The sequence below is a fragment of the Bordetella genomosp. 6 genome (assembly GCF_002119705.1).
In the GTDB taxonomy this organism is placed as follows: domain Bacteria; phylum Pseudomonadota; class Gammaproteobacteria; order Burkholderiales; family Burkholderiaceae_B; genus Bordetella; species Bordetella bronchiseptica_F.
Map to the genome: position 1 here is coordinate 1,633,100 of NZ_CP021107.1, position 23,662 is coordinate 1,656,761.

Annotated in this window: 25 protein-coding genes; 17 read left to right on the forward strand and 8 right to left on the reverse strand. The window is 69.6% G+C overall.

From position 1 onward, the window contains the following. Positions 1–20: 20 nt before the first annotated feature. A complete protein-coding gene (locus CAL11_RS07700) occupies positions 21–1,274 on the forward strand; it encodes an MFS transporter (protein ID WP_086094527.1) in 1,254 nt (417 codons plus the stop codon). A gap of 6 nt (positions 1,275–1,280) precedes the next feature. Here CAL11_RS07700 and queF read toward each other — a convergent pair whose 3' ends face one another. Continuing rightward, entirely contained in the window at positions 1,281–2,102 is an 822-nt protein-coding gene (gene queF / locus CAL11_RS07705; protein ID WP_086092587.1) for an NADPH-dependent 7-cyano-7-deazaguanine reductase QueF, read from the reverse strand. 319 nt (positions 2,103–2,421) lie between these two features. Here queF and aceA point away from each other — a divergent pair, with 319 nt between their 5' ends. Together aceA and CAL11_RS07715 are read left to right on the forward strand one after the other, a co-directional pair. Next, on the forward strand, positions 2,422–3,744 hold the full coding sequence (gene aceA / locus CAL11_RS07710; protein ID WP_033467077.1) for an isocitrate lyase: 1,323 nt from the start codon (positions 2,422–2,424) through the stop codon (positions 3,742–3,744). Between the two features lie 251 nt (positions 3,745–3,995). Further along, complete coding sequence (locus CAL11_RS07715) at positions 3,996–4,706, forward strand: hypothetical protein (protein ID WP_086094528.1); 711 nt, start codon at positions 3,996–3,998, stop codon at positions 4,704–4,706. A 10-nt stretch (positions 4,707–4,716) separates the two neighbouring features. Here the strand turns inward: CAL11_RS07715 and CAL11_RS07720 are convergent, their stop codons facing one another. Genes CAL11_RS07720 through bioF form a run of 5 tightly spaced genes read right to left on the reverse strand, consistent with a single transcriptional unit; the run spans position 4,717 to position 9,076 of the window. Continuing rightward, positions 4,717–5,460 (reverse strand): LrgB family protein, encoded by a 744-nt coding sequence (locus tag CAL11_RS07720; RefSeq protein ID WP_033461975.1) that lies wholly within the window; start codon positions 5,458–5,460, stop codon positions 4,717–4,719. After that, positions 5,453–5,812, reverse strand: coding sequence for a CidA/LrgA family protein (locus CAL11_RS07725; RefSeq protein WP_033461973.1), 360 nt, complete (start codon positions 5,810–5,812; stop codon positions 5,453–5,455). Before CAL11_RS07725 ends, CAL11_RS07720 begins: the two co-directional genes overlap by 8 nt. Further along, the gene (gene bioD, locus CAL11_RS07730; RefSeq protein ID WP_086092588.1) at positions 5,800–7,236 is read right to left on the reverse strand and encodes a dethiobiotin synthase; all 1,437 of its coding nucleotides are present in this window, start codon (positions 7,234–7,236) and stop codon (positions 5,800–5,802) included. The genes CAL11_RS07725 and bioD overlap by 13 nt, the downstream gene beginning before the upstream one ends. Beyond that, positions 7,233–7,886, reverse strand: coding sequence for an alpha/beta fold hydrolase (locus tag CAL11_RS07735; protein ID WP_086092589.1), 654 nt, complete (start codon positions 7,884–7,886; stop codon positions 7,233–7,235). The genes bioD and CAL11_RS07735 overlap by 4 nt, the downstream gene beginning before the upstream one ends. Next, positions 7,883–9,076, reverse strand: a complete 1,194-nt coding sequence (gene bioF / locus CAL11_RS07740) for an 8-amino-7-oxononanoate synthase (protein ID WP_167382461.1) — start codon at positions 9,074–9,076, stop codon at positions 7,883–7,885. Before bioF ends, CAL11_RS07735 begins: the two co-directional genes overlap by 4 nt. 109 nt (positions 9,077–9,185) lie before the next feature. Between bioF and CAL11_RS07745 the strand changes: the two genes are divergently transcribed. From CAL11_RS07745 to CAL11_RS07810, 14 genes are all read left to right on the forward strand, one after another. Next, a complete protein-coding gene (locus CAL11_RS07745; RefSeq protein ID WP_086092590.1) occupies positions 9,186–10,460 on the forward strand; it encodes an adenosylmethionine--8-amino-7-oxononanoate transaminase in 1,275 nt (424 codons plus the stop codon). 74 nt (positions 10,461–10,534) lie between these two features. After that, positions 10,535–11,509, forward strand: coding sequence for a hypothetical protein (locus CAL11_RS07750; protein WP_086092591.1), 975 nt, complete (start codon positions 10,535–10,537; stop codon positions 11,507–11,509). Beyond that, positions 11,506–11,649 (forward strand): cbb3-type cytochrome oxidase assembly protein CcoS, encoded by a 144-nt coding sequence (gene ccoS / locus CAL11_RS07755; protein WP_033461960.1) that lies wholly within the window; start codon positions 11,506–11,508, stop codon positions 11,647–11,649. The genes CAL11_RS07750 and ccoS overlap by 4 nt, the downstream gene beginning before the upstream one ends. A gap of 124 nt (positions 11,650–11,773) precedes the next feature. After that, positions 11,774–13,261 carry a cytochrome-c oxidase, cbb3-type subunit I gene (ccoN, locus tag CAL11_RS07760; protein ID WP_086092592.1) on the forward strand — a complete coding sequence of 496 codons (1,488 nt, stop codon included), beginning with the start codon at positions 11,774–11,776 and terminating at the stop codon, positions 13,259–13,261. A 10-nt stretch (positions 13,262–13,271) separates the two neighbouring features. Beyond that, complete coding sequence (ccoO, locus tag CAL11_RS07765) at positions 13,272–13,934, forward strand: cytochrome-c oxidase, cbb3-type subunit II (protein ID WP_033461955.1); 663 nt, start codon at positions 13,272–13,274, stop codon at positions 13,932–13,934. Positions 13,935–13,936: 2 nt separating this feature from the next. Further along, entirely contained in the window at positions 13,937–14,113 is a 177-nt protein-coding gene (locus tag CAL11_RS07770) for a cbb3-type cytochrome oxidase subunit 3 (protein ID WP_033461952.1), read from the forward strand. Further along, a complete protein-coding gene (gene ccoP / locus CAL11_RS07775; RefSeq protein ID WP_033461951.1) occupies positions 14,110–15,048 on the forward strand; it encodes a cytochrome-c oxidase, cbb3-type subunit III in 939 nt (312 codons plus the stop codon). The genes CAL11_RS07770 and ccoP overlap by 4 nt, the downstream gene beginning before the upstream one ends. A gap of 91 nt (positions 15,049–15,139) precedes the next feature. Further along, on the forward strand, positions 15,140–16,630 hold the full coding sequence (gene ccoG / locus CAL11_RS07780; RefSeq protein ID WP_033461949.1) for a cytochrome c oxidase accessory protein CcoG: 1,491 nt from the start codon (positions 15,140–15,142) through the stop codon (positions 16,628–16,630). 28 nt (positions 16,631–16,658) lie between these two features. After that, positions 16,659–16,877 (forward strand): FixH family protein, encoded by a 219-nt coding sequence (locus tag CAL11_RS07785; RefSeq protein ID WP_033461946.1) that lies wholly within the window; start codon positions 16,659–16,661, stop codon positions 16,875–16,877. 13 nt (positions 16,878–16,890) lie between these two features. After that, positions 16,891–17,130 carry a hypothetical protein gene (locus CAL11_RS07790; protein ID WP_086092593.1) on the forward strand — a complete coding sequence of 80 codons (240 nt, stop codon included), beginning with the start codon at positions 16,891–16,893 and terminating at the stop codon, positions 17,128–17,130. A 97-nt stretch (positions 17,131–17,227) separates the two neighbouring features. Beyond that, positions 17,228–17,971, forward strand: a complete 744-nt coding sequence (locus CAL11_RS07795) for a sulfite exporter TauE/SafE family protein (RefSeq protein ID WP_033461993.1) — start codon at positions 17,228–17,230, stop codon at positions 17,969–17,971. A 32-nt stretch (positions 17,972–18,003) separates the two neighbouring features. Beyond that, positions 18,004–18,504, forward strand: a complete 501-nt coding sequence (locus CAL11_RS07800) for a GNAT family N-acetyltransferase (protein WP_208617576.1) — start codon at positions 18,004–18,006, stop codon at positions 18,502–18,504. 98 nt (positions 18,505–18,602) lie between these two features. Further along, the gene (locus CAL11_RS07805) at positions 18,603–19,526 is read left to right on the forward strand and encodes an ABC transporter ATP-binding protein (RefSeq protein ID WP_086092595.1); all 924 of its coding nucleotides are present in this window, start codon (positions 18,603–18,605) and stop codon (positions 19,524–19,526) included. After that, the gene (locus tag CAL11_RS07810) at positions 19,523–20,284 is read left to right on the forward strand and encodes an ABC transporter permease (protein ID WP_033461937.1); all 762 of its coding nucleotides are present in this window, start codon (positions 19,523–19,525) and stop codon (positions 20,282–20,284) included. The genes CAL11_RS07805 and CAL11_RS07810 overlap by 4 nt, the downstream gene beginning before the upstream one ends. A gap of 15 nt (positions 20,285–20,299) precedes the next feature. Here the strand turns inward: CAL11_RS07810 and CAL11_RS07815 are convergent, their stop codons facing one another. Beyond that, positions 20,300–21,385: an AI-2E family transporter gene (locus tag CAL11_RS07815; protein WP_080699693.1), complete on the reverse strand. Its 1,086-nt coding sequence runs from the start codon at positions 21,383–21,385 to the stop codon at positions 20,300–20,302. A 97-nt stretch (positions 21,386–21,482) separates the two neighbouring features. Then, the gene (locus CAL11_RS07820) at positions 21,483–23,558 is read right to left on the reverse strand and encodes a putative bifunctional diguanylate cyclase/phosphodiesterase (protein WP_086092596.1); all 2,076 of its coding nucleotides are present in this window, start codon (positions 23,556–23,558) and stop codon (positions 21,483–21,485) included. Positions 23,559–23,662 lie beyond the last annotated feature (104 nt).

Consider the following 23,662-nt stretch of genomic DNA (forward strand, 5'->3'; position numbering starts at 1 on the left):
GCCCCTGCCGTGGGGCCGTGATGGCTATGAATTCGGAAACCGCTGTACTGGATAGTCCCGCCCTGCGCCGGCGCGACTGGCAAATCATCCTGCTGATAGGCGTGGCGCATTCGTCGTCCCACTTCTTCCAACTGGTGCTGCCCTCGCTGTACGTGTCGCTGGGCACGGAGTTCGGGCTGGATTTCGCCCGGCTGGGCCTGCTGGTATCGGTGTTCTACGTGGTTTCCGGCCTCGGGCAGGCGTCCTCCGGCTTCGTCGTCGACCGCATCGGCGCGCGGCCCGTGCTGTGGTTCGGACTGGCCTGCTTCGTCCTGTCGGCGGTGCTGATCGGCGCGGCCAACGGCTATGCCATGCTGATGCTGGCGGCGGCCATCGGCGGCATCGGCAATTCGGTGTTCCACCCGGCCGATTACTCCATCATCAACCATCGCGTCAGCCCGCCGCGGCTGGGCCATGCGTTCAGCCTGCACGGGCTGACCGGCAACCTGGGCTGGGCCCTGACACCGGTTTTCATCACCACCATCACGCTGCTGGCCAACTGGCGCGTGGCGGCGTTTTCGGCCGCCGCGCTGGTGGCCGTGGTGCTGCTGATGACGGTGATAGGTCGCGACCTGCTCGGCGGCGCAGCGCCAGCCGAGGCGAGCGGCAAGAGCGCCGCGCGGCCGGCCGCCCAGGAAAGCGTCTGGCAGACGCTGGCGGCGCTGCTGGCTCGGCCGGCGCTGTGGGGCGCCTTCCTGTTCTTCGCCTGCACCTCGATCGCGCTGTCGTCGGTGCAGAACTACACCATTCCGCTGCTGGGCCAGCTCTACGATTTGTCCAAGGTGGCGGCCAGTTCGGCGTTGTCGGGCTATATGGTGGCGTCCGCGCTGGGCATGGCCGCGGGCGGGTTCCTGGTGTCGGCCAACCCTCGCACCGAGCTGACGGTGACCGCCGCGCTGATCATGGCGGGGCTGACGCTGGTCGTGCTGGCCATGGGCTGGGTGCCGGCCGGTTGGGCGGCGCTGGTGGTCGGGCTGGCCGGGTTCTGTTCGGGCGTGGCCGCGCCGTCCCGCGACATGCTGATCCGCCGGGTCACGCCCAAGGGCGCGACCGGCTCGGTGTACGGGCTGGTGTATTCCGGCATGGACGTCGGGTCGGCCCTGGGGCCGCTGGGTTTCGGCCTCCTGCTCGATGCCGGCATGGCGCATGGCCCATGGGTCGGCGCCGGCGTGGCGTTCGCCGCCGCCGCCCTGCTGGCCCAGTGGATCGCGGTGCAGGCGCGCCGCGCCGCCTGAACGCGGTTACTGGCGCGCCGTGCGGACGTCGGCCGGCGGCGCGCTTTCGAAATTGCTGCGCCACGGATTGATGTCCAGCCCGCCGCGTCGCGTGTAGCGTGCGTAGACGGTGAGCTGGCGCGGCTGGCAGGCGCGCATGATGTCGCCGAAGATGCGTTCCACGCAATGCTCGTGGAATTCCGCGTGCTGGCGAAACGACACCACGTACTTCAGCAGCGCCGCGCGGTCGATCGGCCGGCCGCGGTAGCGCACCTGCAGGCTGGCCCAGTCGGGCTGGCCGGTGACCGGGCAGTTCGACTTCAGCAGGCGCGTGGCCAGCGTTTCCTCCACCTCGTCGCCCGGCGCGCATCGCAGCAATTGCGGCGCCGGTTCGTAGGTGTCGATCTCGATGTCCAGCTTGTCTATATAGATGCCGTCCAGTTCGGCCATGCCCAGTTCGCCAAAGCGCTGCGGACTGATGAACTCCAGGCCCACGGGCGCGCCGGCGGCGGCGGCCAGGTCGCGTTCCAGGCGGTCGCGCAGCGCCTGGGCATTCGGCAGCCGCGTCTGGTTGAACGAATTCAGGTACAGCTTGAACGACTTCGATTCGATGATGTTGGGGCTGTCGGCGGGAAAGCTGAAGGTGGCCATGGCCACGCGCGGCTTGCCGCGCGCGTCCAGCCACGAGAGTTCGTAGGCAGTCCAGATATCCACGCCGGTAAAGGGCAGGGTGGCGCCCAGCTGCAGGCTTGCGCGGTTGGCCGCGCGCGGGATGGGAAACAGCAGGCCGGGATCGTACTGCGAGGGGTAGGCGACGTGTTGGCCCAGCGGGGCGTTGGACAGCGACATGGAAACCGGGATCCGCGTAAGCAATGATGCCCGCATTGTAGGCGCTTCCACGGCGCTCTTTTTTTGCAATGTGAAAAGCCGACTTCGTCATATGAAAGCGCGTGTTGCGCGGCAATGCGATGGCATTTCACAGGCAACAATTGCGTTTCACAATCCGAAAATTAAAATATAACTACTTGATTTTTAATATATAAAATTTTTGTCTTATATAAGATATAAGCCTGCATTGCCCTGCAGCAAAGGCATAGACTCTCTCCAACGATTCGCGCTTTGAAAACCGCCGGATCAACGCCTTTCCAAACCTGAGCAGGAGCACACCATGAGCAATCGCGAAACCGAAATCCGCAACTTGCAGAAAGACTGGGCCGAGAACACCCGCTGGCAGGGCATCAAGCGCGCCTACAGCGCCGAGGATGTGATCCGCCTGCGCGGCTCGGTGGCCGTCGAGCATTCGCTGGCGCGCCGCGGCGCGACCCGCTTGTGGGATTCGCTGCACAGCGAGCCCTTCGTCAATTCGCTGGGCGCGCTGACCGGCAACCAGGCGATGCAGCAGGTCAAGGCCGGCCTGAAGGCCATCTACCTGTCGGGCTGGCAGGTGGCCGGCGACGCCAACCTGGCCGGCGAGATGTATCCCGACCAGTCGCTGTACCCCGCCAACTCGGTGCCGCAGGTGGTGCGCCGGATCAACAACGCGCTGGCGCGTTGCGACCAGATCCAGTGGATGGAAGGCAAGAACCCGGGCGACCAGGATTACATCGATTACTACGCGCCCATCGTGGCCGATGCCGAGGCGGGTTTCGGCGGCGTGCTCAACGCCTTCGAACTGATGAAGGCCATGATCGAGGCGGGCGCGGCCGGCGTGCACTTCGAAGACCAGCTGGCTTCGGTGAAGAAGTGCGGCCACATGGGCGGCAAGGTGCTGGTGCCGACCCGCGAGGCCGTGTCCAAGCTGGTTTCGGCCCGCCTGGCGGCCGATGTGATGGGTACGCCCACCATCCTGCTGGCCCGCACCGACGCCGACGCGGCCGACCTGGTGACCAGCGACGTGGACGAGAACGATCGTCCGTTCATCACCGGCGAGCGCACGGTGGAAGGTTTCTTCCGCACCCGCGCCGGCCTGGACCAGGCGATTTCGCGCGGCCTGGCCTACGCGCCGTACGCCGACCTGATCTGGTGCGAAACCTCCACGCCCAACCTGGAATATGCGCGCAAGTTCGCCGAGGCCATCCATCGCCAGTTCCCGGGCAAGCTGCTGGCGTACAACTGCTCGCCTTCGTTCAACTGGAAGAAGAACCTGGACGACGGCACGATCGCCAAGTTCCAGCGCGAACTCGGCGCAATGGGCTACAAGTTCCAGTTCATCACGCTGGCCGGCTTCCACGCGCTGAACTATGGCATGTTCGAACTGGCGCACGGCTATGCGCGCCGCCAGATGAGCGCTTTCGTGGAACTGCAGCAGAAGGAATTCGCCGCCGCGGAGCTGGGCTTTACCGCGGTCAAGCACCAGCGCGAAGTCGGCACCGGCTACTTCGACGCCGTGACCCAGACCATCGAGGGCGGCCAATCCTCGACCACGGCCCTGACCGGCTCGACCGAGGAAGCGCAGTTCGAGCAGGGCGAGCAGGCCGTCAAGGCGGCGTGATCTTCCGGCGCCTGCCCCCACGGGGGCTGGCGCCAGCAAGTGTAGTTGCAGGGTGGATTTGGGGCGTCCTCGGACGCCCCCTTTTTTTGCCCCGGCACCTGGAAGCTGCGCGTGCCGTCAGGGAGCCAGTCCCCCTGCGGGGACAGGCTCCCCGCGCATCGGGACAGGACCGGGTGCGCGGATGGCTCCGGGGCGGGCCGCGCGCACTTTATGCTAATGTCTGACGCCTCTTTTCCTGCATGGCGTGCTTCATGGCCCTGGTTCTGGCCCGTTTCGGTTTTGGTTTCTGCATGCTGCTGGCGGCGCTGGTGCTGCTGGTGGCGGCGACGCTGCTGGCGACCCGGCTGGTGGGCTGGGCCGTGCGCGCGTTTGCGCTGGAGCGGTCGCAGGCGCTGGCCAGCGGCGTGGCGATTTTCGTCCTGGTGGCGCTGGCCCTGTGGGGCTGCCATGCGGTGGGCGAGGCCCTGTATGGCGCCATCGGCGCCACGGCGCTGGTGGGCGGCGCGCCCCATTGGCTGGCGGGCAACAGCCACCTGTCGGCCGCGGCCCTGATGGGGGCCACCACGGCGGCGGCCATGCTGGCCGGCGGCCCGGCGTTCTGGCGCTGGCTGCGCGCCCGGCGCGCCGCGGCGGCCGAGCAGCCGGCGGCCCGCAAGGCGGCGCCGCCCAAGGGGGCGAAGCCGGCCGCCCGCGCCGCCAAGGCCGCGGCCAGGACGCAGCTCGCCCCGCGCGGCCAGCGGATTCCCTGGCTGGGCTGGACGGCCTTCTTCCTGTTGTTCATCGGCGCGGCCGTGCTGGCGTTCGCCTATATCGTCGCGCCCATCGAAGCCGGCGCCAGCGGGCTGCGGCTGGAGCACGCCACCCGGGCCCGGCCGGTCTACCTGGCCGGCCTGACCCTGCTGGGCGGCGGGGCGTTCTTCCTGCTGGCCTGGCTGAGCCGGCGGCGTACGCCGCGCGATTGAAGGCGCGCCGCTACGAGCCGCCCAGCCCCGCGGCCAGCCGGAACGCCACCGGGATCAGCAGCGAAGCCAGGATGACTTGCAGTCCCAGCGCCAGGCCGGCGTAGGCGCCGGCGTCGGCGTTGACCTGGATGGCGCGCGCCGCGCCGATGCCGTGCGACACGGTGCCCAGCGCGAACCCCCGGTCGGCCCAGTCCTGCCGGCCGCGTACCGGGCCCAGCAGATCGAACAGGTATTTGCCGGTCAGCGCGCCCACCAGCCCGGTCAGCGCGGCGAACACGGCCGACAGCGCGGGGATGCCGCCCAGGGTTTCGGACAGGCCCATGGCCACGGGCGCGGTGACCGACTTGGGGGCCAGCGACAGGATGATGTCGCGCGGCAGGCCGACCGCCCAGCCCAGCAGCACCGCGCTGGCGCAGGCCACCGCGCCGCCGAACAGGGCGGCCCACAGCAGCCGGGCCCAGCGGCGGCGCAGCTCGGCGCGCCGCATCCACAGGGGCCAGGCCAGCGCCACCACCGCCGGGCCAAGCAGGAAGTGGATGAACTGGGCGCCGGCAAAGTAGGTGGGGTAGGGCACGCCGAAGGCCAGCAGGCCGGCGGCCAGCACCACCATGCTCCATAGCACCGGGTTGGCCAGCGGCACCTGGCCCAGGCGCAGGTACAGCGCGTGCGCCGAAAGGTAGACCGTCAGGGTGGCGGTCAGGCCGAACAACGGGGTGGACGAGAGGTAGATCCAGAGGTTGACGAAATCAGGCATCGTCGGCCTCCGGCGTCGCGGTCCTGCCCACGCGCAGCGCCCAGTACGTGGCCGCCATGCCGGCCAGCGTCGACAGCACGATCACGGCCGCCATGCGCAGGCCGTACTCGGCGAGCAGCGCGATATGGGTCATGACGCCCACGCCAACCGGCACGAACAGCAGCGACAGGTGCGACAGCAGGAACTGCGCCGCCAGCGCCACCGGCTCGCGCACCAGCGGCCAGCGCAGCGCCGCCAGCAGCAGCAACATGCCGGTCACCGGGCCGGGGATGGGAAAGTGCAGCAGGCGCGTGCAGGCCTCGCCCAGCGCCTGCAGGGCCAGCAGCCAGGTGAATCCGGTCAGGGCCTGCATGCCGGCGCCTCCTCGGTGTCGGGCCAGCGGCGCGCCAGGCAGTCGGCCAGCGGCGGGATGCGCGCCGCCCAGGCCTCAACCGCCTCGGCATCGACGCGCGCCAGGCGCGGGATCTGCGCCAGCACCGGCACGCCGCCGAAATGCTCGATGGCATGGCGGTTGCCTTCGGAGGGCTCGCCCAGCATGACGACGCCCAGCACGGGCAGCCCGCGCTCGCGCAGGGCGCGCAGGCTGAGCAGGGTGTGGTTGATGGTGCCCAGTCCGCTGCGCGCGGCCAGCACCACGGGCATGTCCAGGCGGGCAATGAGGTCGATCATCATGTGGCGCTCGTCGATGGGCACGTACAGGCCGCCGGCGCCTTCGACCACCAATGGGCCGTCGACCCGCGGCGGCGCGATGGCCGCCGCATCGAGCGTGACGCCCTCGAGCGGCGCGGCCGCCCAGGGCGCCAGCGGCGCCTGCAGGACATGGGCCGGCGGGTGCAGGCGGGCGGGTTCCAGCCCGGCCAGCGCGGCCACGGTTTCGGTGTCGCCCGGTTCTTCGGCCACGCCCGTCTGCAGCGGCTTCCAGTAGTGGGCTCGCCAGGCGCGCGCCAGGATGGCCGAGACCAGGGTCTTGCCGACGCCGGTATCGGTGCCGGTGACGAAAACGCCCGGGGCCTGCTTGCGCCACAGGCCGTAGGCCAGGTCGTAGGTCACGTGGTTTCCTTGTCGATCGAATTGGGCCAGCACCCGCCGGAAGGCGGCTGGCGACAGCGGTGCATGGCCGGCGGCCGGCGCGGTCGCGCCGATGCCCTTGAGGCTGCGTACGAAGTGCAGCGCATCGGGATGGCGCTGGCGGTAGGCCACGCGCGCCACCCCGCCGCGCAGGCCCGCCAGGGCGCGGCCGATGCGCTCGGCCGGCGGATAGGCGGGCGTGGCCGCGCGCAGGCCGTGGGCCTGGTGGGCGGCGCGCCACTCGCTGAAGGTGTTTTCGGCCAGCGTCGCGATGGCGAGCAGGCCGCCGGGCGCCAGCAGCGCGGCCAGCCGGGCCAGGCCCGCGTCCAGGTCGCCGAACCACTGGACGGCCAGGCTGGAGCAGATCAGGTCGTAGCCGCCGGGCAGGCCGGCGGGGTGCTCGCCATCGACCAGCTGGTGGCGTACCCGCCCGGGCGGCGGCGGTCCCGCCCGCTGCGCGGCCAGCATGGCCGGCGCGATGTCGGTGATGGTCCAGTCGGCACGGCCCAGCCGGCGCGCCAGCGCGCGTGTCAGCAGTCCGGTGCCGCAGCCGATTTCCAGGATGCGCGGTTCGGCGGGCAGGGGCAGGGCGGCGATGCGCTCGGCCAGTTGTTCGGCGGCGTGGCGCTGCACCTCGGCATGGGTTTCGTAGCGGGCCGCGGCGCGGTCGAAGCGCTGCCCTATCGTGGGTGGGGAACGCATGTTCATGAGGGCAGCCCGGCGAGAAAGGCGCGTATCCGGCCTGCGCACCAGCCGGGGTCCGAGACAGGCAGCAGATGGCCGCCGCCGTCGCGCCAGCGCAGTCCGGCGCATGCGCCGAACTGCGCCTGGGTCAGGGCGGGCGCAACGATGGGGTCGGCGGTGCCGGCCAGGGCCAGCAAGGGCAGCCGGCTGGCCGCAAGCGTCTGGCGTTCATCGGCCTCGAGCAGGCGCCGCAGGTCGTGGCGCAAGGGTTCGGGCCGGAGCGTGCCCGCGTGCGGGGCGCTGCCGGCGCGGCGCCGGAAATCGTCCACCACGGCGGCGGGGTCGCGCTCCAGGCGCGCCATCATGCGCTCGAGCAGCCTGGGCGCCACCCCGGGCGGGTAATCGGCGCCGCCGGCAAAGCGCGCGAAGCCGTTGATGGCGATGTAGGCGATGCAGCCCGGCGGGGGGGCTTGCAGCAGCTTCAGAAAGCCGAGCGAGTGGCCGATCGCGACCACGGGCGCGGCGGCGTGGCCGGGCGCGACGGGCGCGTCGAAATAGCCGGCGTCGGCGGCCTGCTGCGGCCAGTCGGCCAGCGCGGCGCGCAGCGGCGCCCACACGCCGGCGTCGTGGGCCCAGCCATGCTCGAAATGCAACAACGGGCGGGGCGCGCTCATGCCGCTTGCCGCACGGCGCGCCAGCCGGCGGCCAGGGCCTCGATCAACCGGTCCAGCTCGGCCTCGCCGTGCGCGGCGCTCAGGGCGATGCGCAAGCGGCTGGTGCCGGCCGGCACCGTGGGCGGGCGGATCGCCACCGCCAGCAGGCCGCGCCGCTCCAGTTCGGCGGCCAGGGCCAGCGCATGGCCGGCGTCGCCGACGATGGCCGGCACGATCTGGGTCGAGGACGCGCCGCAATCGATGCCCTGGGCGGCCAGGCTGGCGCGCAGCCGCTCGCCGTGGTCCGCCAGGGCGGCGCGCGCCTGGTCCAGCTGGGGCACCAGGTCCAGCGCCGCGTCGATGGCGCCCAGCACGGCCGGCGGCAACGCGGTGGTGTAGATGAAACCGGAGCAGGCGTTGACCAGGTAGTCGCACAGCGCGCGCGAGCCGGCCACGTAGGCGCCGAAGCTGCCCAGGCCCTTGCTGAAGGTGCCCATGGCCAGGTCGACGCCGCCGGGCGCCAGGCCCGCCAGCCCCATGCCGCGCGGTCCGAGCACGCCGGTCGCGTGCGCTTCGTCCAGGTACAGGAAGGCATCGTGGCGGGCCGCCAGCGCGGCCAGCGCCGCCACGTCGGCGCGGTCGCCATCCATGCTGAAGACGCTCTCGGTCACGATGAAGCGCGCGCCCGGGGCGCCGGCCCGTTCGGCCAGCAGGCGTTCCAGGTGCGCCAGGTCGTTGTGGCGGAAGCGGATCTGGCGCACGCCGGCGGCCTGGCAGCCATGGTGCAGGCTGGCGTGGTTGAGCCGGTCGGTGTAGACCTGCGGCTCGCCCTGCGCGGCCGCGGCCTTGAACAGGGCCGGCAGCACCGCGGCGTTGGCCTGCCAGCCGCTGGCCAGCAGCAAGGCGGCCTCGGTGCCTTTCAGGCGCGCCAGCTTGGCTTCGACCTGTTCGTGCAGGTCCAGGTTGCCGCATACCAGCCGCGAGGCCTGCGCGCCGGCGCCGTGCCGGGTGGCCCACAGGCTGGCGCGCTCGGCCAGCAACGGATGGCGCGCCAGCCCCAGGTAGTCGTTGCTGGAGAAGTTGACCAGGGTGCGGCCATCGAGGGCCAGCCGGCCGGGGGGCGCCGCGGTGGCGCGGCGCAGGCGGCGGCGCACCTGGCGCCGCGCGGCCTGCTCCAGCGCGGCGGTGAACAGGGAATCCAGCTTGGACATAGACACGACCCGAGGCGGCTTGTCGGACAAGGGCCAGGCGCGCCTGGCCGTAGAATGCCGAGCATTGTAGTGGAGCGGCCGAAGCCGCTCCCGGTTTCCGGAAGCGATCATGTCAGACACCACGCCTGCCTGGATGGCCCAGGGCTATCCCCATATCTGGCTGCCCTATGCGCAGATGAAGACCGCCGCGCCGCCGCTGCCGGTGGCGCGCAGCCACGGCAGCCTGCTGGAGCTGGCCGACGGGCGCACGCTGATCGACGGCGTGGCCTCGTGGTGGACCGCCTGCCATGGCTACAACCACCCTCATATCGCCCAGGCGGTGCGCGAGCAGCTGGACCGCATGCCGCATGTGATGTTCGGCGGCCTGGCGCACGAGCCGGCGCTGAGCCTGGCCAGCCGCCTGAGCGCGCTGCTGGGGCCGGGGCTGGAGCGCGTGTTCTACACCGACTCGGGTTCGGTGGCGGTGGAGGTGGCCATGAAAATGGCCGTGCAGTTCTGGCTCAACCAGGGCGAGCGCGGCCGCACGCGGTTCGTGGCGTTTCGCGGCGGCTACCATGGCGACACCTTCGGCACCATGGCGGTGTGCGACCCGGACGAGGGAATGCACGCCATGTTCCGCGGCCTGCTGCCCGAGCACGATGTGCTGGCGCTGCCGCGCGACGAGGCCACGCTGGCGGCCCTGCAGGCGCACCTGGAGCGCCATGGCGGGCGGATCGCCGGCATGCTGGTCGAGCCGCTGGTGCAGGGCGCCGGCGGCATGCTGCTGCACGACCCGCAGGTGCTCGCGCGGCTGCGCGAACTGGCCGACCGATACGGCATCCTGTTGATTTTCGACGAGATTTTCACCGGTTTCGGGCGCACGGGCACGATGTTCGCCTTCGAGCAGGCCGGGGTGCGGCCCGACATCCTCACCCTGTCCAAGGCGCTGACCGGCGGGACGCTGCCGCTGGCGGCCACGGTGGCGAGCGCCCGCGTCTTCGAGGGGTTCTGGTCCGACGACCCGGGCCATGCGCTGATGCACGGTCCCACCTTCATGGGCTGCGCGCTGGCCTGCGCGGCGGCCAACGCCTCGCTCGACCTGTTCGAGCGCGAGCCGCGGCTGCGGCAGGTGGCGGCGCTGGAGCAGGCGCTGCGCGCCGGGCTGGAGCCCTGCCGCGAGCTGCCCTGGGTGCGCGATGTGCGGGTGCTGGGCGCCATAGGCGTGGTCGAGCTAGACGGCATCGGCGAGCGCGACGACCTCAGGCGCCGCCTGGTCGAAGCCGGGGTGTGGGTGCGGCCCTTCGGCGACATCGTCTACCTGACGCCGGCCTTCACCATCGCCGAGGACGAATTGCAGGCGCTGCTGGCGGCGGTGCGGCGGGTCGTGGCCGAACGCCGTCCCTAGACCCCTGGCGCCAGGCGCCCCGGCTTGATCTGCATCAAGGGCGGCCAGGGGCGGGGCGGGCTACCATCCCTCCCATGCGACCAACCTCTATTCTTGCCGTGCCCGCGGACCTGCCGAGCGCCGACCGGCAGTCGCGCCGCCATGCGCTGGTGCGCCTGGGCGTGGCGTGGCTGGCGATGATGCAGGTGATGATGTTCGCCTGGCCGGGCTATGTGCGCAACGACGGCATTCCGGCCGATGCGCTGGCCACGCTGGACTGGGCCATCGTGCTGATGAACTGGGCCGCCTTGCTGATGACGGTGCCGGTGGTGCTGTATTGCGCCTGGCCGATCTGGCGTGGCGCCGCCGACGGGCTGCGGCGCGGCCGCGCCGGCATGGACGCGCCGGTGGCGCTGGGCATCGTGGCGGCCTTCATTCCCAGCGTGCATGCCACCTGGACGGGCCGCGGCGAGGTGTATTTCGATTCGGTCACCATGTTCGTGGCGTTCCTGTTGACCGCGCGCTACCTGGAACTGTGCGCCCGCCAGGCCTGCGGCGCCAGCGCGCCGGCCACGCCGCTGGTGCGGCGCCTGCACCAGGCCGGCGGCGAACTGGGCGCGGCGGCAGACCGCCTGGCCACGCGCTTCGTGTTCGTCCAGGTGGCGCTGGCGCTGGCCGCCGGCGCGGTGTGGACGCAGATCGACGCGGCGCACGCGGTGCCGGTCATGGTGGCGCTGCTGGTCATGAGCTGCCCGTGCGCCATGTCGATGGCCGTGCCTTCGGCCATGGCATGCGCGCATTCGGCGCTGCTGGCGCGGCCCGAGGCCACCCCGGCGCAAGGCGATGCCCTGCTGGCCGCGGCCGCGCGGGTGGCGCGCCAGAACCTGTACGGTTCGCTGGCCTGGCACCTGCTCATGACCCCGCTCGCGCTGGCCGGCTGGGTGGCGCCATGGCTGGCGGCCATCACCATGCTGCTGTCTTCGCTGGCGGTGGCCGGCAATGCATGGCGCCTGCGGCGCCACCAGTGGGACGCCGCGCCGGCCGCCGCCGTGGCGCAACCCGCGCCATGACCATTCTCTACCTGCTGCTGCCGCTGTCGCTGGTTTTCGTGCTGGCGATCGGCGTGGCGTTGTGGTGGGCCGTGTTCAGCGGCCAGTACGACGACACCGAGGACGAAGGCGCCGCGATATTGCGCGATAACGACAACTGAGCGCCGCGCCGACCCCGCAAACAGGCGGAACGACGGCCGCTTGACGCAAATCAAGGCGTCCCGGCGCGCGGGGCCGCATCATCCATCCTGGAGAAACACTGTCTTTTCTTTTGGGGGATGGCTGATGAACGATTGCAGCGCAATCGCAAGCAAGGCCGAGACGTTCAACTACAAGGTCGTGCGGCAATTCGCCATCATGACTGTGGTGTGGGGCATCGTCGGCATGGCCGTGGGCGTACTGATTGCCGCCCAGTTGATATGGCCGCAACTGAATTTCGAAACCGCCTGGCTGAGCTACGGACGCCTGCGGCCGCTGCACACCAACGCGGTGATCTTCGCCTTCGGCGGCAGCGCCCTGTTCGCCACCTCGTACTACGTGGTGCAGCGCACCTGTCAGGCGCGGCTGTTCTGCGACAGGCTGGCCGCCTTCACGTTCTGGGGCTGGCAGGTGGTGATCGTGGCAGCCGCCATCACCCTGCCCATGGGCTTTACCAGCAGCAAGGAATACGCCGAGCTGGAGTGGCCCATCGACATCCTGATCACGCTGGTGTGGGTGGCGTACGCGGTGGTGTTCTTCGGCACCATCGTCAAGCGCCGCTCCAAGCACATCTACGTGGCCAACTGGTTCTTCGGCTCGTACATCCTGACCATCGCCATCCTGCACATCTTCAACAATATCGAGATGCCGGTGACGCTGTGGAAGTCGTACTCCGCCTATGCGGGCGTGCAGGACGCCATGGTGCAGTGGTGGTACGGCCACAACGCGGTGGGCTTCTTCCTGACCACCAGCTTCCTGGGCATGATGTATTACTTCGTGCCCAAGCAGGCCGGCCGTCCGATCTATTCGTACCGCCTGTCCATCGTGCACTTCTGGGCGCTGGCGTTCACCTACATGTGGGCGGGCCCCCATCACCTGCTGTATACCTCGCTGCCCGACTGGACCCAGTCGCTGGGCATGACGTTCTCGCTGATCCTGCTGGCGCCGTCGTGGGGCGGCATGATCAACGGCATCATGACGCTGCAGGGCGCCTGGCACAAGCTGCGCACCGACCCGATCCTGAAGTTCCTGGTGACCGCGCTGTCGTTCTACGGCATGTCCACCTTCGAGGGATCGATGATGTCGATCCGCACGGTCAATTCGCTGTCGCACTACACCGACTGGACCATCGGCCACGTGCACTCCGGCGCGCTGGGCTGGGTGGCGATGATCACCTTCGGCTCGCTGTACTACCTGATCCCGCGCCTGTACGGCCGCCAGCAGATGCACAGCGTGCGCGCCATGGAGCTGCATTTCTGGGTCGCCACCATCGGCGTGGTGCTGTACATCGCCGCCATGTGGATCGCCGGCGTGCAGCAAGGCCTGATGTGGCGCGACACCGCCGCCGACGGCACGCTGGTCTACAGCTTCGTCGAGGAACTCAAGACGCGCGTTCCGTACTACGTGATTCGCCTGGCCGGCGGCGTCCTGTACCTGAGCGGCGTGTTCGTCATGGCCTGGAACGTCTGGATGACCGTGCGCGGCGCGCGCGCCGTCAACCCGGCGATTCCGCTGGAAAACGATACCCGCGCGACGGCGCCCGCGGGTGTGCCGGCGGCCGCCCCGGCAGTCTGAGGAGAATCTCGTGGCACAGAAACAACATGGCTTTTTCTCCCACCAGACGCTGGAGAAGAACATCGGCCTGATGATCATCGCCAGCATCCTGGTGGTGTCGGTCGCCGGGCTGGTGCAGATCATCCCGCTGTTCTTCCAGCACTCGACCACCCAGGCCATGCCCGGGGTGGAGCCCTACGAGCCGCTGCAACTGATGGGGCGCGACGTGTACATCCGCGAAGGCTGCGTGGGCTGCCACTCGCAGCAGGTGCGCACCCTGCAGGCCGAGGTGCAGCGCTACGGCCCGTACTCGGTGGCGGGGGAGTCGGTGTTCGACCATCCCTTCCTGTGGGGCTCCAAGCGCACCGGGCCCGACCTGGCGCGCGTGGGCGAGCGCTATTCCGACGAATGGCACCGCATCCACCTGCGCGATCCGCGCGCCGTGGTGCCCGAGTCCAACATGCCCGCCTACCCGTGGCTGCAGCATGCCGACCTGACCGGCCAGAACGTGGCCCAGCGCATGCAGGCGCTGCGCCGGCTGGGCGTGCCGTACACCGACGAGGCCATTGCCGCGGCGCCGGCGGCCATCGCCGGCAAGAACGAAGAGGACGCGCTGGTGGCCTATCTGCAGGCCCTGGGCGTGGGCGCGCGGCGCGGCGCCGCCAGCGAGCCGCAACGCGCGGCGGGAGGCTGATCATGATGGGTTACCTGAGCGCCCTGATAACGGTTCTTTCGATGGGGACGTTCCTTGGCATCGTATGGTGGGCCTGGTCGAGCCACCGCCAGAGCGCCAACCGCGAATCGGCCTTGCTGCCGTTCGCCTTGCCCGACGAGGACGGGCCCGCAAAACAGGATGGAGCAATGCAGCCATGAGCGATTTCGTCAACGGCTTCTGGAGCTATTTCATTGGCATCATCGCCATCGGCGGCATCATCTGGTGCGTCTGGCTGCTGTATTCGCAGCGGCGCTGGCTGGGCAACCGGCCGGCCGGCGGGGCGGTCGAGGATACCGGCCACGTCTGGGACGGCGACCTGACCGAGCTGAACAACCCGGTGCCGCGCTGGTGGACCTGGATGTATCTGCTGACCTGCGTGTTCGCGCTGGGCTACCTGGTGCTGTTTCCGGGCGTGGGCTCGTACGAGGGCACCCTGGGCTTCACCTCGGTCGGCGAGGTCAGGCAGAAGCAGGCCGAGCTGGCCGAGCGCGTCAAGCCGGTGTACGAGCGCTTTGGCGGCATGACGCCCGAGCAGCTGGTCGCCGACGCGCCGGCGCGCGAGATCGGCCAGCGGCTGTTCCTCAACACCTGTGCGCAATGCCACGGGTCGGACGCCAAGGGCAGCACCAGCTTCCCCAACCTGACCGACGGCGACTGGCTGTACGGCGGCACGCCGGAAATCATCGCCGAGACCATCGCCAAGGGGCGCCATGGCGTGATGCCGCCCTGGAAGGGCGTGATCGATCCCAGGATGGCCGGCGACATCGCCCACTACGTGCGCTCGCTGTCCGGCCTGGCGGTCGATCCGGTGCGGGTGTTCCGCGGCAAGCGCGAGTTCGCCAACTACTGCGTGGCCTGCCACGGGGTGGACGGCAAGGGCAACCAGGCGCTGGGCGCGCCCAACCTGACCGACGATGTGTGGCTGTACGGCAGTTCCGAGGCGTCCATCGTGCGCACCATCCTGGAAGGCCGCGACAACCGCATGCCGGCGCACGAGGAAGTGCTCACGCCCGAGCAGATCAAGCTGTTGTCGGCCTGGGTATGGGGCCTGTCGAACCAGGCGCCGGCCAGGACGGCCGAGGCGGCGCGATGAGCGCGCGCCGGCGCGCTGGCCGGCCGTCGGCCGGCTGTCGCGCCGGCGGCGTGTCCGCGCGTCCGCGCCAATCGCAGTACGGAGTATCGCAATGACCCAAGGGGCACCGGCCGCGCCTGGCGGCCCGTCCGATCCGCAGCCGCCGGCCTGGCGGCCCGCTCCCGGCCCACGCCGCGCCGACGGAGAAACGCTGGAGCAGACGCTCGCCGACGTGCGCAGCAAGATCTACCCGCGCTCGGTCAGCGGCGTATTCGCGCGCTGGCGCGTCGTGTTCGTCCTCCTGACCCAGTTGATCTTCTACGGCCTGCCGTGGCTGCAGTGGAACGGCCGGCAGGCCGTGCTGTTCGACCTGGGCGCGCGCAAGTTCTATCTGTTCGGGCTGGTGCTGTGGCCGCAGGACGTGGTGTACCTGGCCGTGCTGCTGGTGATCAGCGCGCTGGCGCTGTTCCTGTTCACGGCCGTCGCCGGACGGCTGTTCTGCGGCTACGCGTGTCCGCAGACGGTCTATACCGAAATCTTCATGTGGATCGAGCGCCGCATCGAAGGCGACCGCATCGCGCGCATCCGCCTGGACGAAGCGCCCTGGAGCGCGCGCAAGCTGCGCATCAAGGCCACCAAGCACGTGCTGTGGCTGGCGGTGGCATGGTGGACCGGCTCGACCTTCATCGGCTACTTCGCGCCCATCCGCGAGCTGGGCCATCAGCTGTTCACGCTGCAGCTGGGCGCCTGGCAATGGTTCTGGATGCTGTTCTACGGCTTCGCCACCTGGGGCAACGCCGGTTTCATGCGCGAATCGGTCTGCAAGTACATGTGCCCGTACGCACGCTTCCAGAGCGTGATGGTCGACCACGACACGTTCGTGGTGACCTACGACAAGCGGCGCGGCGAGCCGCGCGGCGGCCGTTCGCGCAAGATCGACCACAAGGCGGCGGGCCTGGGCGACTGCGTCGATTGCAGCCTGTGCGTGCAGGTCTGTCCGACAGGCATCGACATCCGCGACGGCCTGCAGTACATGTGCATCGGTTGCGGCGCCTGTATCGACGTGTGCGGCCAGGTCATGGACAAGATGCACTATGCGCCGGGCCTGATCCGCTATACGTCCGAGCGGGCGGTGGACGAGGGGCTCGATGGCCGGCGCGCGCGCTCGCACCTGCTGCGCCCGCGCGTGCTGATCTATGGCGGGCTGATCCTGGCGCTGGCGATCGCCTTCGTGGTGTCGCTGGGCATGCGCAACCCTTTGCGGGTGGACGTGATCCGCGACCGCGGCGCGCTGGGCCGCGAGGTGGCCGGCGGGTTGGTCGAGAACGTATACCGCCTGCAGATCATCAATACGTCGGACCAGCCCTTGCGCCTGCAACTGACGGCCGAGGGCATCGAGGGCCTGGCCGTGCTGGCCGGCCGCGACGGCTCGGACGTGGTCGAGGTCGAGGCCGCCGCCAACAGGCTGGTGCCGGTGGTGCTGCGCGCGCCGCGCGGCGACACCGCGCCTGGCGCCCATTCCATCGTCGTGCAGGCCCGTTCGCAGGACGCCGGGCGTGTGCTGGAAGTGCGCGAACGCGCGAGTTTCTACCTACCCGAATAGGCCGGAGCCCCGGCAAGGAGACGCTTTCATGACCGATACGCCCGCTGCCCGCCCCTGGTACCGCGAGCCCTGGCCCTGGATTCTGATGGCCGGGCCGCTGGTGGCCATCATCGGCTGCGTCATCACCATCTACCTGGCGATGACGCGCTACGGCGACCAGCCCATCGCGGAAGGCGCGGTCAAGCGCGGGCTGGTGGTCGAGCGCGTCGCCGCGCCGGCCGCGACGCCCGCCGACGCGCGTCGCTGAAGCGGAGCCGACCATGCGCTGGCGTTCGCTGATGTGGATACTGTGGCCGTCCTTCCTGGCAGCCGGCGTGGGCAGCGCGCTGATCTTCGCGCTGATCGACCCGCTGGACGTGGCCATCTTCGGCCAGGTGCCGACCAGCCGGACCGGGTTCTATACCGTATCCTTCTTCGTGCTGTGGCTGGTGACGGCGCTCTCCAGCACCGTCACCGCCTACCTGATGCCTGCCCGCGACCAGGACGACGCGCCGTTCTGAGGCGCCATGTTTGCTGCGGCGCAGCAAGCACGGTTCGCGCAAGCCCGGTAAGATCGCCGCCTGCCATCACGTTGAACAAGGGGGCGGCGGGCGTATCGTGGATGCATTGCATGTGGTGGTAGTGACCGGCGCGGTGGTGGCCGGCTTCGTGCAGGGCCTGTCGGGTTTCGGCTACGGGCTGACCGCCATGTCCGTCTGGGCGTGGAGCATCGATCCGCGCCTGGCGGCCGCTCTGGTGGTGTTCGGCTCGCTGACCGGGCAACTGATCGCCGCCTTCTCGGTGCGGCGCGGCTTCGACTGGCGGCGGCTGCTGCCGTTCCTGCTGGGCGGCCTGGCGGGCATCCCGATCGGCGTGCGCATCCTGCCCATGCTGGACGTCCATATGTTCAAGGCGCTGCTGGGTGGCTTCCTGGTGCTGTGGTGCCCGCTCATGCTGGCGGTGAAGTACCTGCCCCGCATCACGGCGGGCGGCCGGCTGGCCGATGCCGTCGTGGGCGGTCTGGGCGGCGTCATGGGCGGGATCGGCGGGTTCACCGGAACCTTGCCCACATTGTGGTGCACATTGCGCGGCTTTGCCCGCGACGAACAGCGCTCCATCATCCAGAACTTCAATCTGGGCACGCTCTTGGTTACCATGGCCACATACGTCGGCACCGGTATCGTTACCGCCGACATGCTGCCGCTGTTCGGCCTGGTGGCGCTGGCGATGCTGATTCCCACCGTGCTGGGCACGCGCCTGTACCTGGGTATATCGGACCAGGCGTTTCGCCGCATCGTGCTAGGCCTGCTGACCCTGTCCGGCGTGGCCATGCTGGCTTCGTCGCTGCCCCGATTGCTATAGGCGTCCGCGTGCCGGGCGCCGCGGGAGACCCCATGCTGATCCGTTCCGAAACCCCTGCCGACCAGCGCGCCATCTTCGACGTGACGCAGGCGGCGTTTCGCGACCGTCCGCACAGCGAGCAGACCGAGGCATACATCGTCCAGGCGCTGCGCGCCGCCGGCGCGCTGACGCTGTCGCTGGTGGCCGAGCTCGACGCCCGGGTGGTCGGCCATGCCGCGTTCTCGCCGGTGCAGATTTCCGATGGCAGCCCGTCGTGGTTCGGCCTGGGACCGGTGTCGGTCGACCCGGCCCACCAGGGCCGCGGCATCGGCACCGCCCTGATCGAGCACGGGCTGGCGCGGCTGCAGGCGCGCGGCGCGGCCGGCTGCGTCCTGGTGGGCGAGCCGGCTTACTATGGGCGTTTCGGATTCCGGCCCGAACCCGGGCTGGTGCTGCCGGACATGCCGCCCACGCATTTCCTGGCGCTGACCTTCGGCGCGCCGGCGCGCGGCACCGTGACCTATCATCCGGGGTTCGCGGCGCGTGACGCATAATCCGCCGCGGCCGACTGCAGTTGTCGGCGCGGCCGTGCAGTGGCGCGCGGCCAGCCGGTAGAATCGGCCATCCCGTACCTTTCCTCCAGGGAGACGCAGTGCAAGCAGTCATCTCCGTGCAAGGCCTGTCCAAGACTTATGCGTCAGGGCATTCCGCGCTGAAGAACATCAACCTGGATATCCACCGCGGCGAAATATTCGCGCTGCTCGGCCCCAACGGCGCCGGCAAGACCACGCTGATCAGCATCATCTGCGGCATCGTCAATCCGGGCAGCGGGCGCGTGCTGGCCGACGGCCACGATATCGTGCGCGAGTTCCGCGCCGCGCGCGATGCCATCGGCCTGGTGCCGCAGGAGCTCACCACCGACGCGTTCGAGACGGTCTGGAACACCGTCAGCTTCAGCCGCGGCCTGTTCGGCAAGGTGGCGGACCCGGCGCTCATCGAACGCATCCTGCGCGACCTCTCGCTATGGGACAAGAAGGACAGCCGCATCATGGCGCTGTCCGGTGGCATGAAGCGGCGCGTCATGATCGCCAAGGCGCTGTCGCACGAGCCGCGCATCCTGTTCCTGGACGAGCCGACCGCCGGCGTGGACGTCGAGCTGCGCCACGGCATGTGGCAGATGGTGCGGCGGCTGCGCGAAAACGGCGTCACCATCATCCTGACCACGCACTACATCGAGGAAGCGCAGGAGATGGCCGATCGCATCGGCGTCATCCGCAAGGGCGAGATCATCCTGGTCGAGGACAAGCATGCGCTGATGAGCAAGCTGGGCAAGAAGCAGCTGGTCATCATGCTGGACGCGCCGCTGGCGGCGCTGCCGGCGCTGGCCGGCGACTACCAGCTCGAACTGGCCGCAGAGGGCACGCAGCTGGTCTATACCTACGACAACCAGGTCAGCGGCGGGATCGCCGCGCTGCTGCGCGAGCTGGACGCGCGCGGCATAGGCTTTCACGACCTGCAATCGTCCGAGAGTTCCCTCGAGGATATCTTCGTCAGCCTGGTGAGTGCGCAAACATGAACTGGTATGCCATCAAGGCCATCTACAAATTCGAAATGGCGCGCGCCTGGCGCACGCTGATGCAAAGCGTGGCCTCGCCGGTCATCTCGACCTCGCTGTACTTCGTGGTGTTCGGCGCGGCCATCGGCTCGCACATGGTCGAGATCGACGGCGTGAGCTACGGGGCGTTCATCGTGCCGGGCATGATCATGCTGTCGCTGCTGACCCAAAGCGTCGCCAACGCCTCGTTCGGCATCTACATGCCGCGTTTTTCCGGCACGATCTACGAGATCCATTCGGCGCCGATCTCGTACGTCGAGATCGTGCTGGGCTACGTCGGCGCGGCGGCCAGCAAGTCCATCCTGCTGGGGCTGATCATGCTGGCGACGGCGCGCCTGTTCGTGCCGTTCCATGTCGACCACCCGTTCTGGATGCTGGCCTTCCTGGTGCTGACGGCGGTGACCTTCAGCCTGTTCGGCTTCATCATCGGCATCTGGGCCGATGGCTTCGAGAAACTGCAGATCATCCCGCTGATGATCATCACGCCACTGACCTTCCTGGGCGGCACCTTCTATTCGATCAAGATGCTGCCGCCGTTCTGGCAGACGGTGACGCTGTTCAACCCGGTGGTGTACCTGGTCAGCGGCTTTCGCTGGGCGTTCTATGGGGCGGCCGACGTCAGCCTGGGCGTGAGCGTGGGCATGACGCTGGCCTTCCTGCTCGTGTGCCTGCTGACCGTGCGCTGGATCTTTCGCACCGGCTATCGTCTCAAGACCTGAGCGGCGCGCGCCGGCTCAGCGGGCCGGCGACTGCTGGCGCACCCACTGCATGAACAGGACGTAGCCCAGCCCGAACCCCACCGACCCCAGGAACAGGCCGACGATGCCGGCGGCCAGCACGCCGCCCAGGGCCCCGATCAGGATGACCGGAATGGGGATGTCGACCCCGCGCGCCAGCATCAGCGGCTTGAGCACGTTGTCGCACAGCGACACCAGCAGACACCAGACGGCGAACACGATGGCGACCGTGGGGGTGTTGTTCAGGAATACATACGCCACCATGGGCACCATCAGCAGGAACAGCGGCAGCTGCACGATGCAGATCAGCAGCGCCACGATGGCCCACAGCCCGGCGGCCGGCACGCCGGCCAGCAGGAAACCCAGGCCGGCCAGCACGGCCTGGATCAGGGCCACGCCGATCACGCCCTGGGCCACGGCGCGGATGGTGGCGGCCGTCAGCTGCGCCAGCGCGACGCCCTGTTCGGGGCCGGCGATGCGCACGCCGATGGCCTGCGCGGCGCGCTTGGCCGGGTCCGCATAGACCAGGATGACGCCCGCGATGGCGATCGAGGCCAGGAACACGGCGATGCCCAGGCCGGCGCTGGCCATGCCCGCCAGCAGCCAGCGGCCGGCGGTGGCCAGCTGGGGCTGCAAGGGCTTGAGCACGTCCTGCAGATTGGTCATGGCCTGCAGCCAGATTTCGTGCAGGCGCGCGCCGATCAGCGGCAGTTCGATCACGAAGTCCGGCGGCGCCGGGATGCGCACGATCCGGCCGCTGGAGTGATGGAAAATGTTCACCAGCGAGTCGCCCAGCGACGCGGTCAGCATGGCGCAGGGCACCAGCAGCACCAGCATGGTGGCCAGCGTCAGCACGACGGCGGCCAGCCGCGGGCGCGCGCCGAGCCAGTGGGTCAGCCGCAGGTGCAGCGGCGCCAGGGTGACCGCCAGGATGATGGACCACAGCAGCATGCCGATGAAGGGCTCGGCGACCCGGTAGCACCAGACGGTCAGTCCGCCGATCAGGGTAATGCGGATGGCCAGGTCGAGCAGGTTGCGCGCGATGAAGCGTTCGGCCAGGGGATTGGATTCTGTCTGCATCATGAGCCTCGCGGGTTGAAGACGGACTTCAGGCGCGCGGCGTCAGGAAAGCGGGCAAAGGGGTGGGGGCGCGCGTGGCTATTCTACTGTCGGCCGGCCGCTAGGCGGGCTGGGGCTGCAGCGTGTGGGCCAGGAACTCGGCCGCCGGCAGCGGCCGGCCCAGCAGGAACCCCTGCAGCGAATCGCAGCCCATTTCGGTCAGGAAGGACTGCTGCGCCAGGGTTTCCACGCCCTCTGCGACGATCTTCAGGTTCAGCTTCTGGCCCAGCGCGATGATGGCCGACACGATGGCCGCGTCCTCGTTGTCGTGCTCCAGCTGGTTGACGAAGCCGCGGTCGATCTTCAGCTCGGTGGCGGGCAGGCGCTTGAGGTACAGCAGGCTCGAATAGCCGGTGCCGAAGTCGTCGATCGAGATCGACACGCCCAGTTCGGCCAGTTCGCGCAGCACGGTCAGGCTGGCCTCGGCGTCGCGCATCGCGGTCGATTCGGTGATCTCGATGGCCAGGCAGCGCGCCGGCAGGTCGTGGCGCGCCAGGGTGGCGCGGATCGAGGCGACCAGGTCGGGTTGCGAGAATTGCAGCGACGACAGGTTCACCGCCACGGTCCAGTCGGCATGGCCCATGTCGCGCCACTGCCGCATTTGCCGGCACGCTTCGTCCAGCACCCAGGCGCCGATGGAGAAGATCAGGCCGGTGCGTTCGGCGATGGGGATGAATACGGTCGGGCCAATCACGCCGCGGGTGGGGTGGTTCCAGCGCAGCAGCGCCTCGGCGCCGACCACCGGGCCGGCGGGCGCGACGAACTTGGGCTGGTAATGCAGCTCCAGCTGATCGCGCGGCAGCGCCAGGCGCAGGTCTTGCAGCAATTGCAGCTGTTCGAGCGCATCCTCGTTCATCGACGGTTCGAAGAAGCTGACGCGATGCGTCTGGCTCAGGCGCTTGGCGTGGTACATGGCCGCGTCGGCATGGGCCAGCAGCGTGCCGGCGTCGGCGCCGTCGCCGGGGAACAGGGCGATGCCGATGCTGGCGGCCACCGACACCTCGTGGCCTTGCACCTCGGCCGGGATGGTCAGCGCATCGATCAGGCGTTCGGCCAGGCCGGCCGCGTCATTGGGGTCGGGCAGGTCGGCCAGCACCACGAACTCGTCGCCGCCCAGCCGGGCCACGCAGTCCTGCGGCCGCATGGCGCGCTTGATGCGCTGCGCCATTTCGACCAGCAGCAGGTCGCCCGCGCCATGGCCATAGGCGTCGTTGATGGCCTTGAAGCCGTCCAGGTCGATGAACAGCAGCGAGAAGCCGCGTCCGGCGGCGGTGGCGCGGATGATGGCCTGCTTCAGGCGCTCGTCGAGCAGGGCGCGGTTGGGCAGCTTGGTCAGGGTGTCGTGCAGCGCCATCTGCACCAGTTCTTCGTTGGCCTGCGCCAGCGAGGCATTCAGCGCCGAGGTGCGCGTCTCCAGCCGCGTGTCGAGCACCGCCACCACCAGGGCCACGGCCAGCACGGCCAGCGTGACGGAGGCGGTGGAGACCGCCAGCCAGCCGGCCGAGATGCCGCTGTTGGCGGCCATGCAGACGCTGCCTTCCGGGAAATTGGCGGCGGCCATGCCGGTGTAGTGCATGCCGACGATGGCCAGGCCCATGACGATGGCGGCGCAGATCCGGTAGGCCGGCGCGCCGGGGCGGTTGTGGCGCAGCGCGTGGGTGATCCACAGGGCGGCGCCCGAGGCCGCGATGGCCACGGCCACCGACAGCATGAACAGGACCGGCGAGTACTCGATGGCGGGGTGCATGCGCATGGCCGCCATGCCGGTGTAGTGCATCGCCGCGATGCCCGAGCCCATCAGGGCCGCGGCGCCGGCCAGGCGAGGCCACGGCAGCGTGGCGCGCGTCACCACCCACAGCGCGAACGCCGAGCAGGCCACCGCGAGCGCCATTGACGCCACGGTCAGTGCGATGTCGTAGCCCAGCGCGATAGGCAGGCTGAACGCCAGCATGCCGATGAAGTGCATGGACCAGATTCCCAGGCCCATGGCGAACGCGCCGCCGCCCAGCCAGACCCGCGCGGCCACGCCGCGGCTGGCCGCGACCCGCCCGGCCATGCCCAGGGCGGTGTACGACGCCAGAATGGCAACAAACAGCGAAGTCAACACCAGGGTTGCATCGTAATTGCCAACGAGCATCGGAAGCCTCCAGGAGTACGGCGCATGGCCGCGAGCGCGGGGGAAAGAGTGCCTGCCGACGCCAGGCGCGTCGAGGTGCGCCAATATACCAGCGGGAGGAGGCT

Coding starts and splice junctions, on each gene's coding strand:
- CAL11_RS07700 (WP_086094527.1), top strand. CDS start 21: ATGGCTATGAATTCGGAAACCGCTGTACTGGATAGTCCCGCCCTGCGC.
- queF (WP_086092587.1), bottom strand. CDS start 2,102: ATGTCGCTGTCCAACGCCCCGCTGGGCCAACACGTCGCCTACCCCTCG.
- aceA (WP_033467077.1), top strand. CDS start 2,422: ATGAGCAATCGCGAAACCGAAATCCGCAACTTGCAGAAAGACTGGGCC.
- CAL11_RS07715 (WP_086094528.1), top strand. CDS start 3,996: ATGGCCCTGGTTCTGGCCCGTTTCGGTTTTGGTTTCTGCATGCTGCTG.
- CAL11_RS07720 (WP_033461975.1), bottom strand. CDS start 5,460: ATGCCTGATTTCGTCAACCTCTGGATCTACCTCTCGTCCACCCCGTTG.
- CAL11_RS07725 (WP_033461973.1), bottom strand. CDS start 5,812: ATGCAGGCCCTGACCGGATTCACCTGGCTGCTGGCCCTGCAGGCGCTG.
- bioD (WP_086092588.1), bottom strand. CDS start 7,236: ATGAACATGCGTTCCCCACCCACGATAGGGCAGCGCTTCGACCGCGCC.
- CAL11_RS07735 (WP_086092589.1), bottom strand. CDS start 7,886: ATGAGCGCGCCCCGCCCGTTGTTGCATTTCGAGCATGGCTGGGCCCAC.
- bioF (WP_167382461.1), bottom strand. CDS start 9,076: ATGTCCAAGCTGGATTCCCTGTTCACCGCCGCGCTGGAGCAGGCCGCG.
- CAL11_RS07745 (WP_086092590.1), top strand. CDS start 9,186: ATGTCAGACACCACGCCTGCCTGGATGGCCCAGGGCTATCCCCATATC.
- CAL11_RS07750 (WP_086092591.1), top strand. CDS start 10,535: ATGCGACCAACCTCTATTCTTGCCGTGCCCGCGGACCTGCCGAGCGCC.
- ccoS (WP_033461960.1), top strand. CDS start 11,506: ATGACCATTCTCTACCTGCTGCTGCCGCTGTCGCTGGTTTTCGTGCTG.
- ccoN (WP_086092592.1), top strand. CDS start 11,774: ATGAACGATTGCAGCGCAATCGCAAGCAAGGCCGAGACGTTCAACTAC.
- CAL11_RS07770 (WP_033461952.1), top strand. CDS start 13,937: ATGATGGGTTACCTGAGCGCCCTGATAACGGTTCTTTCGATGGGGACG.
- ccoP (WP_033461951.1), top strand. CDS start 14,110: ATGAGCGATTTCGTCAACGGCTTCTGGAGCTATTTCATTGGCATCATC.
- ccoG (WP_033461949.1), top strand. CDS start 15,140: ATGACCCAAGGGGCACCGGCCGCGCCTGGCGGCCCGTCCGATCCGCAG.
- CAL11_RS07785 (WP_033461946.1), top strand. CDS start 16,659: ATGACCGATACGCCCGCTGCCCGCCCCTGGTACCGCGAGCCCTGGCCC.
- CAL11_RS07790 (WP_086092593.1), top strand. CDS start 16,891: ATGCGCTGGCGTTCGCTGATGTGGATACTGTGGCCGTCCTTCCTGGCA.
- CAL11_RS07800 (WP_208617576.1), top strand. CDS start 18,004: ATGCTGATCCGTTCCGAAACCCCTGCCGACCAGCGCGCCATCTTCGAC.
- CAL11_RS07810 (WP_033461937.1), top strand. CDS start 19,523: ATGAACTGGTATGCCATCAAGGCCATCTACAAATTCGAAATGGCGCGC.
- CAL11_RS07815 (WP_080699693.1), bottom strand. CDS start 21,385: ATGATGCAGACAGAATCCAATCCCCTGGCCGAACGCTTCATCGCGCGC.
- CAL11_RS07820 (WP_086092596.1), bottom strand. CDS start 23,558: ATGCTCGTTGGCAATTACGATGCAACCCTGGTGTTGACTTCGCTGTTT.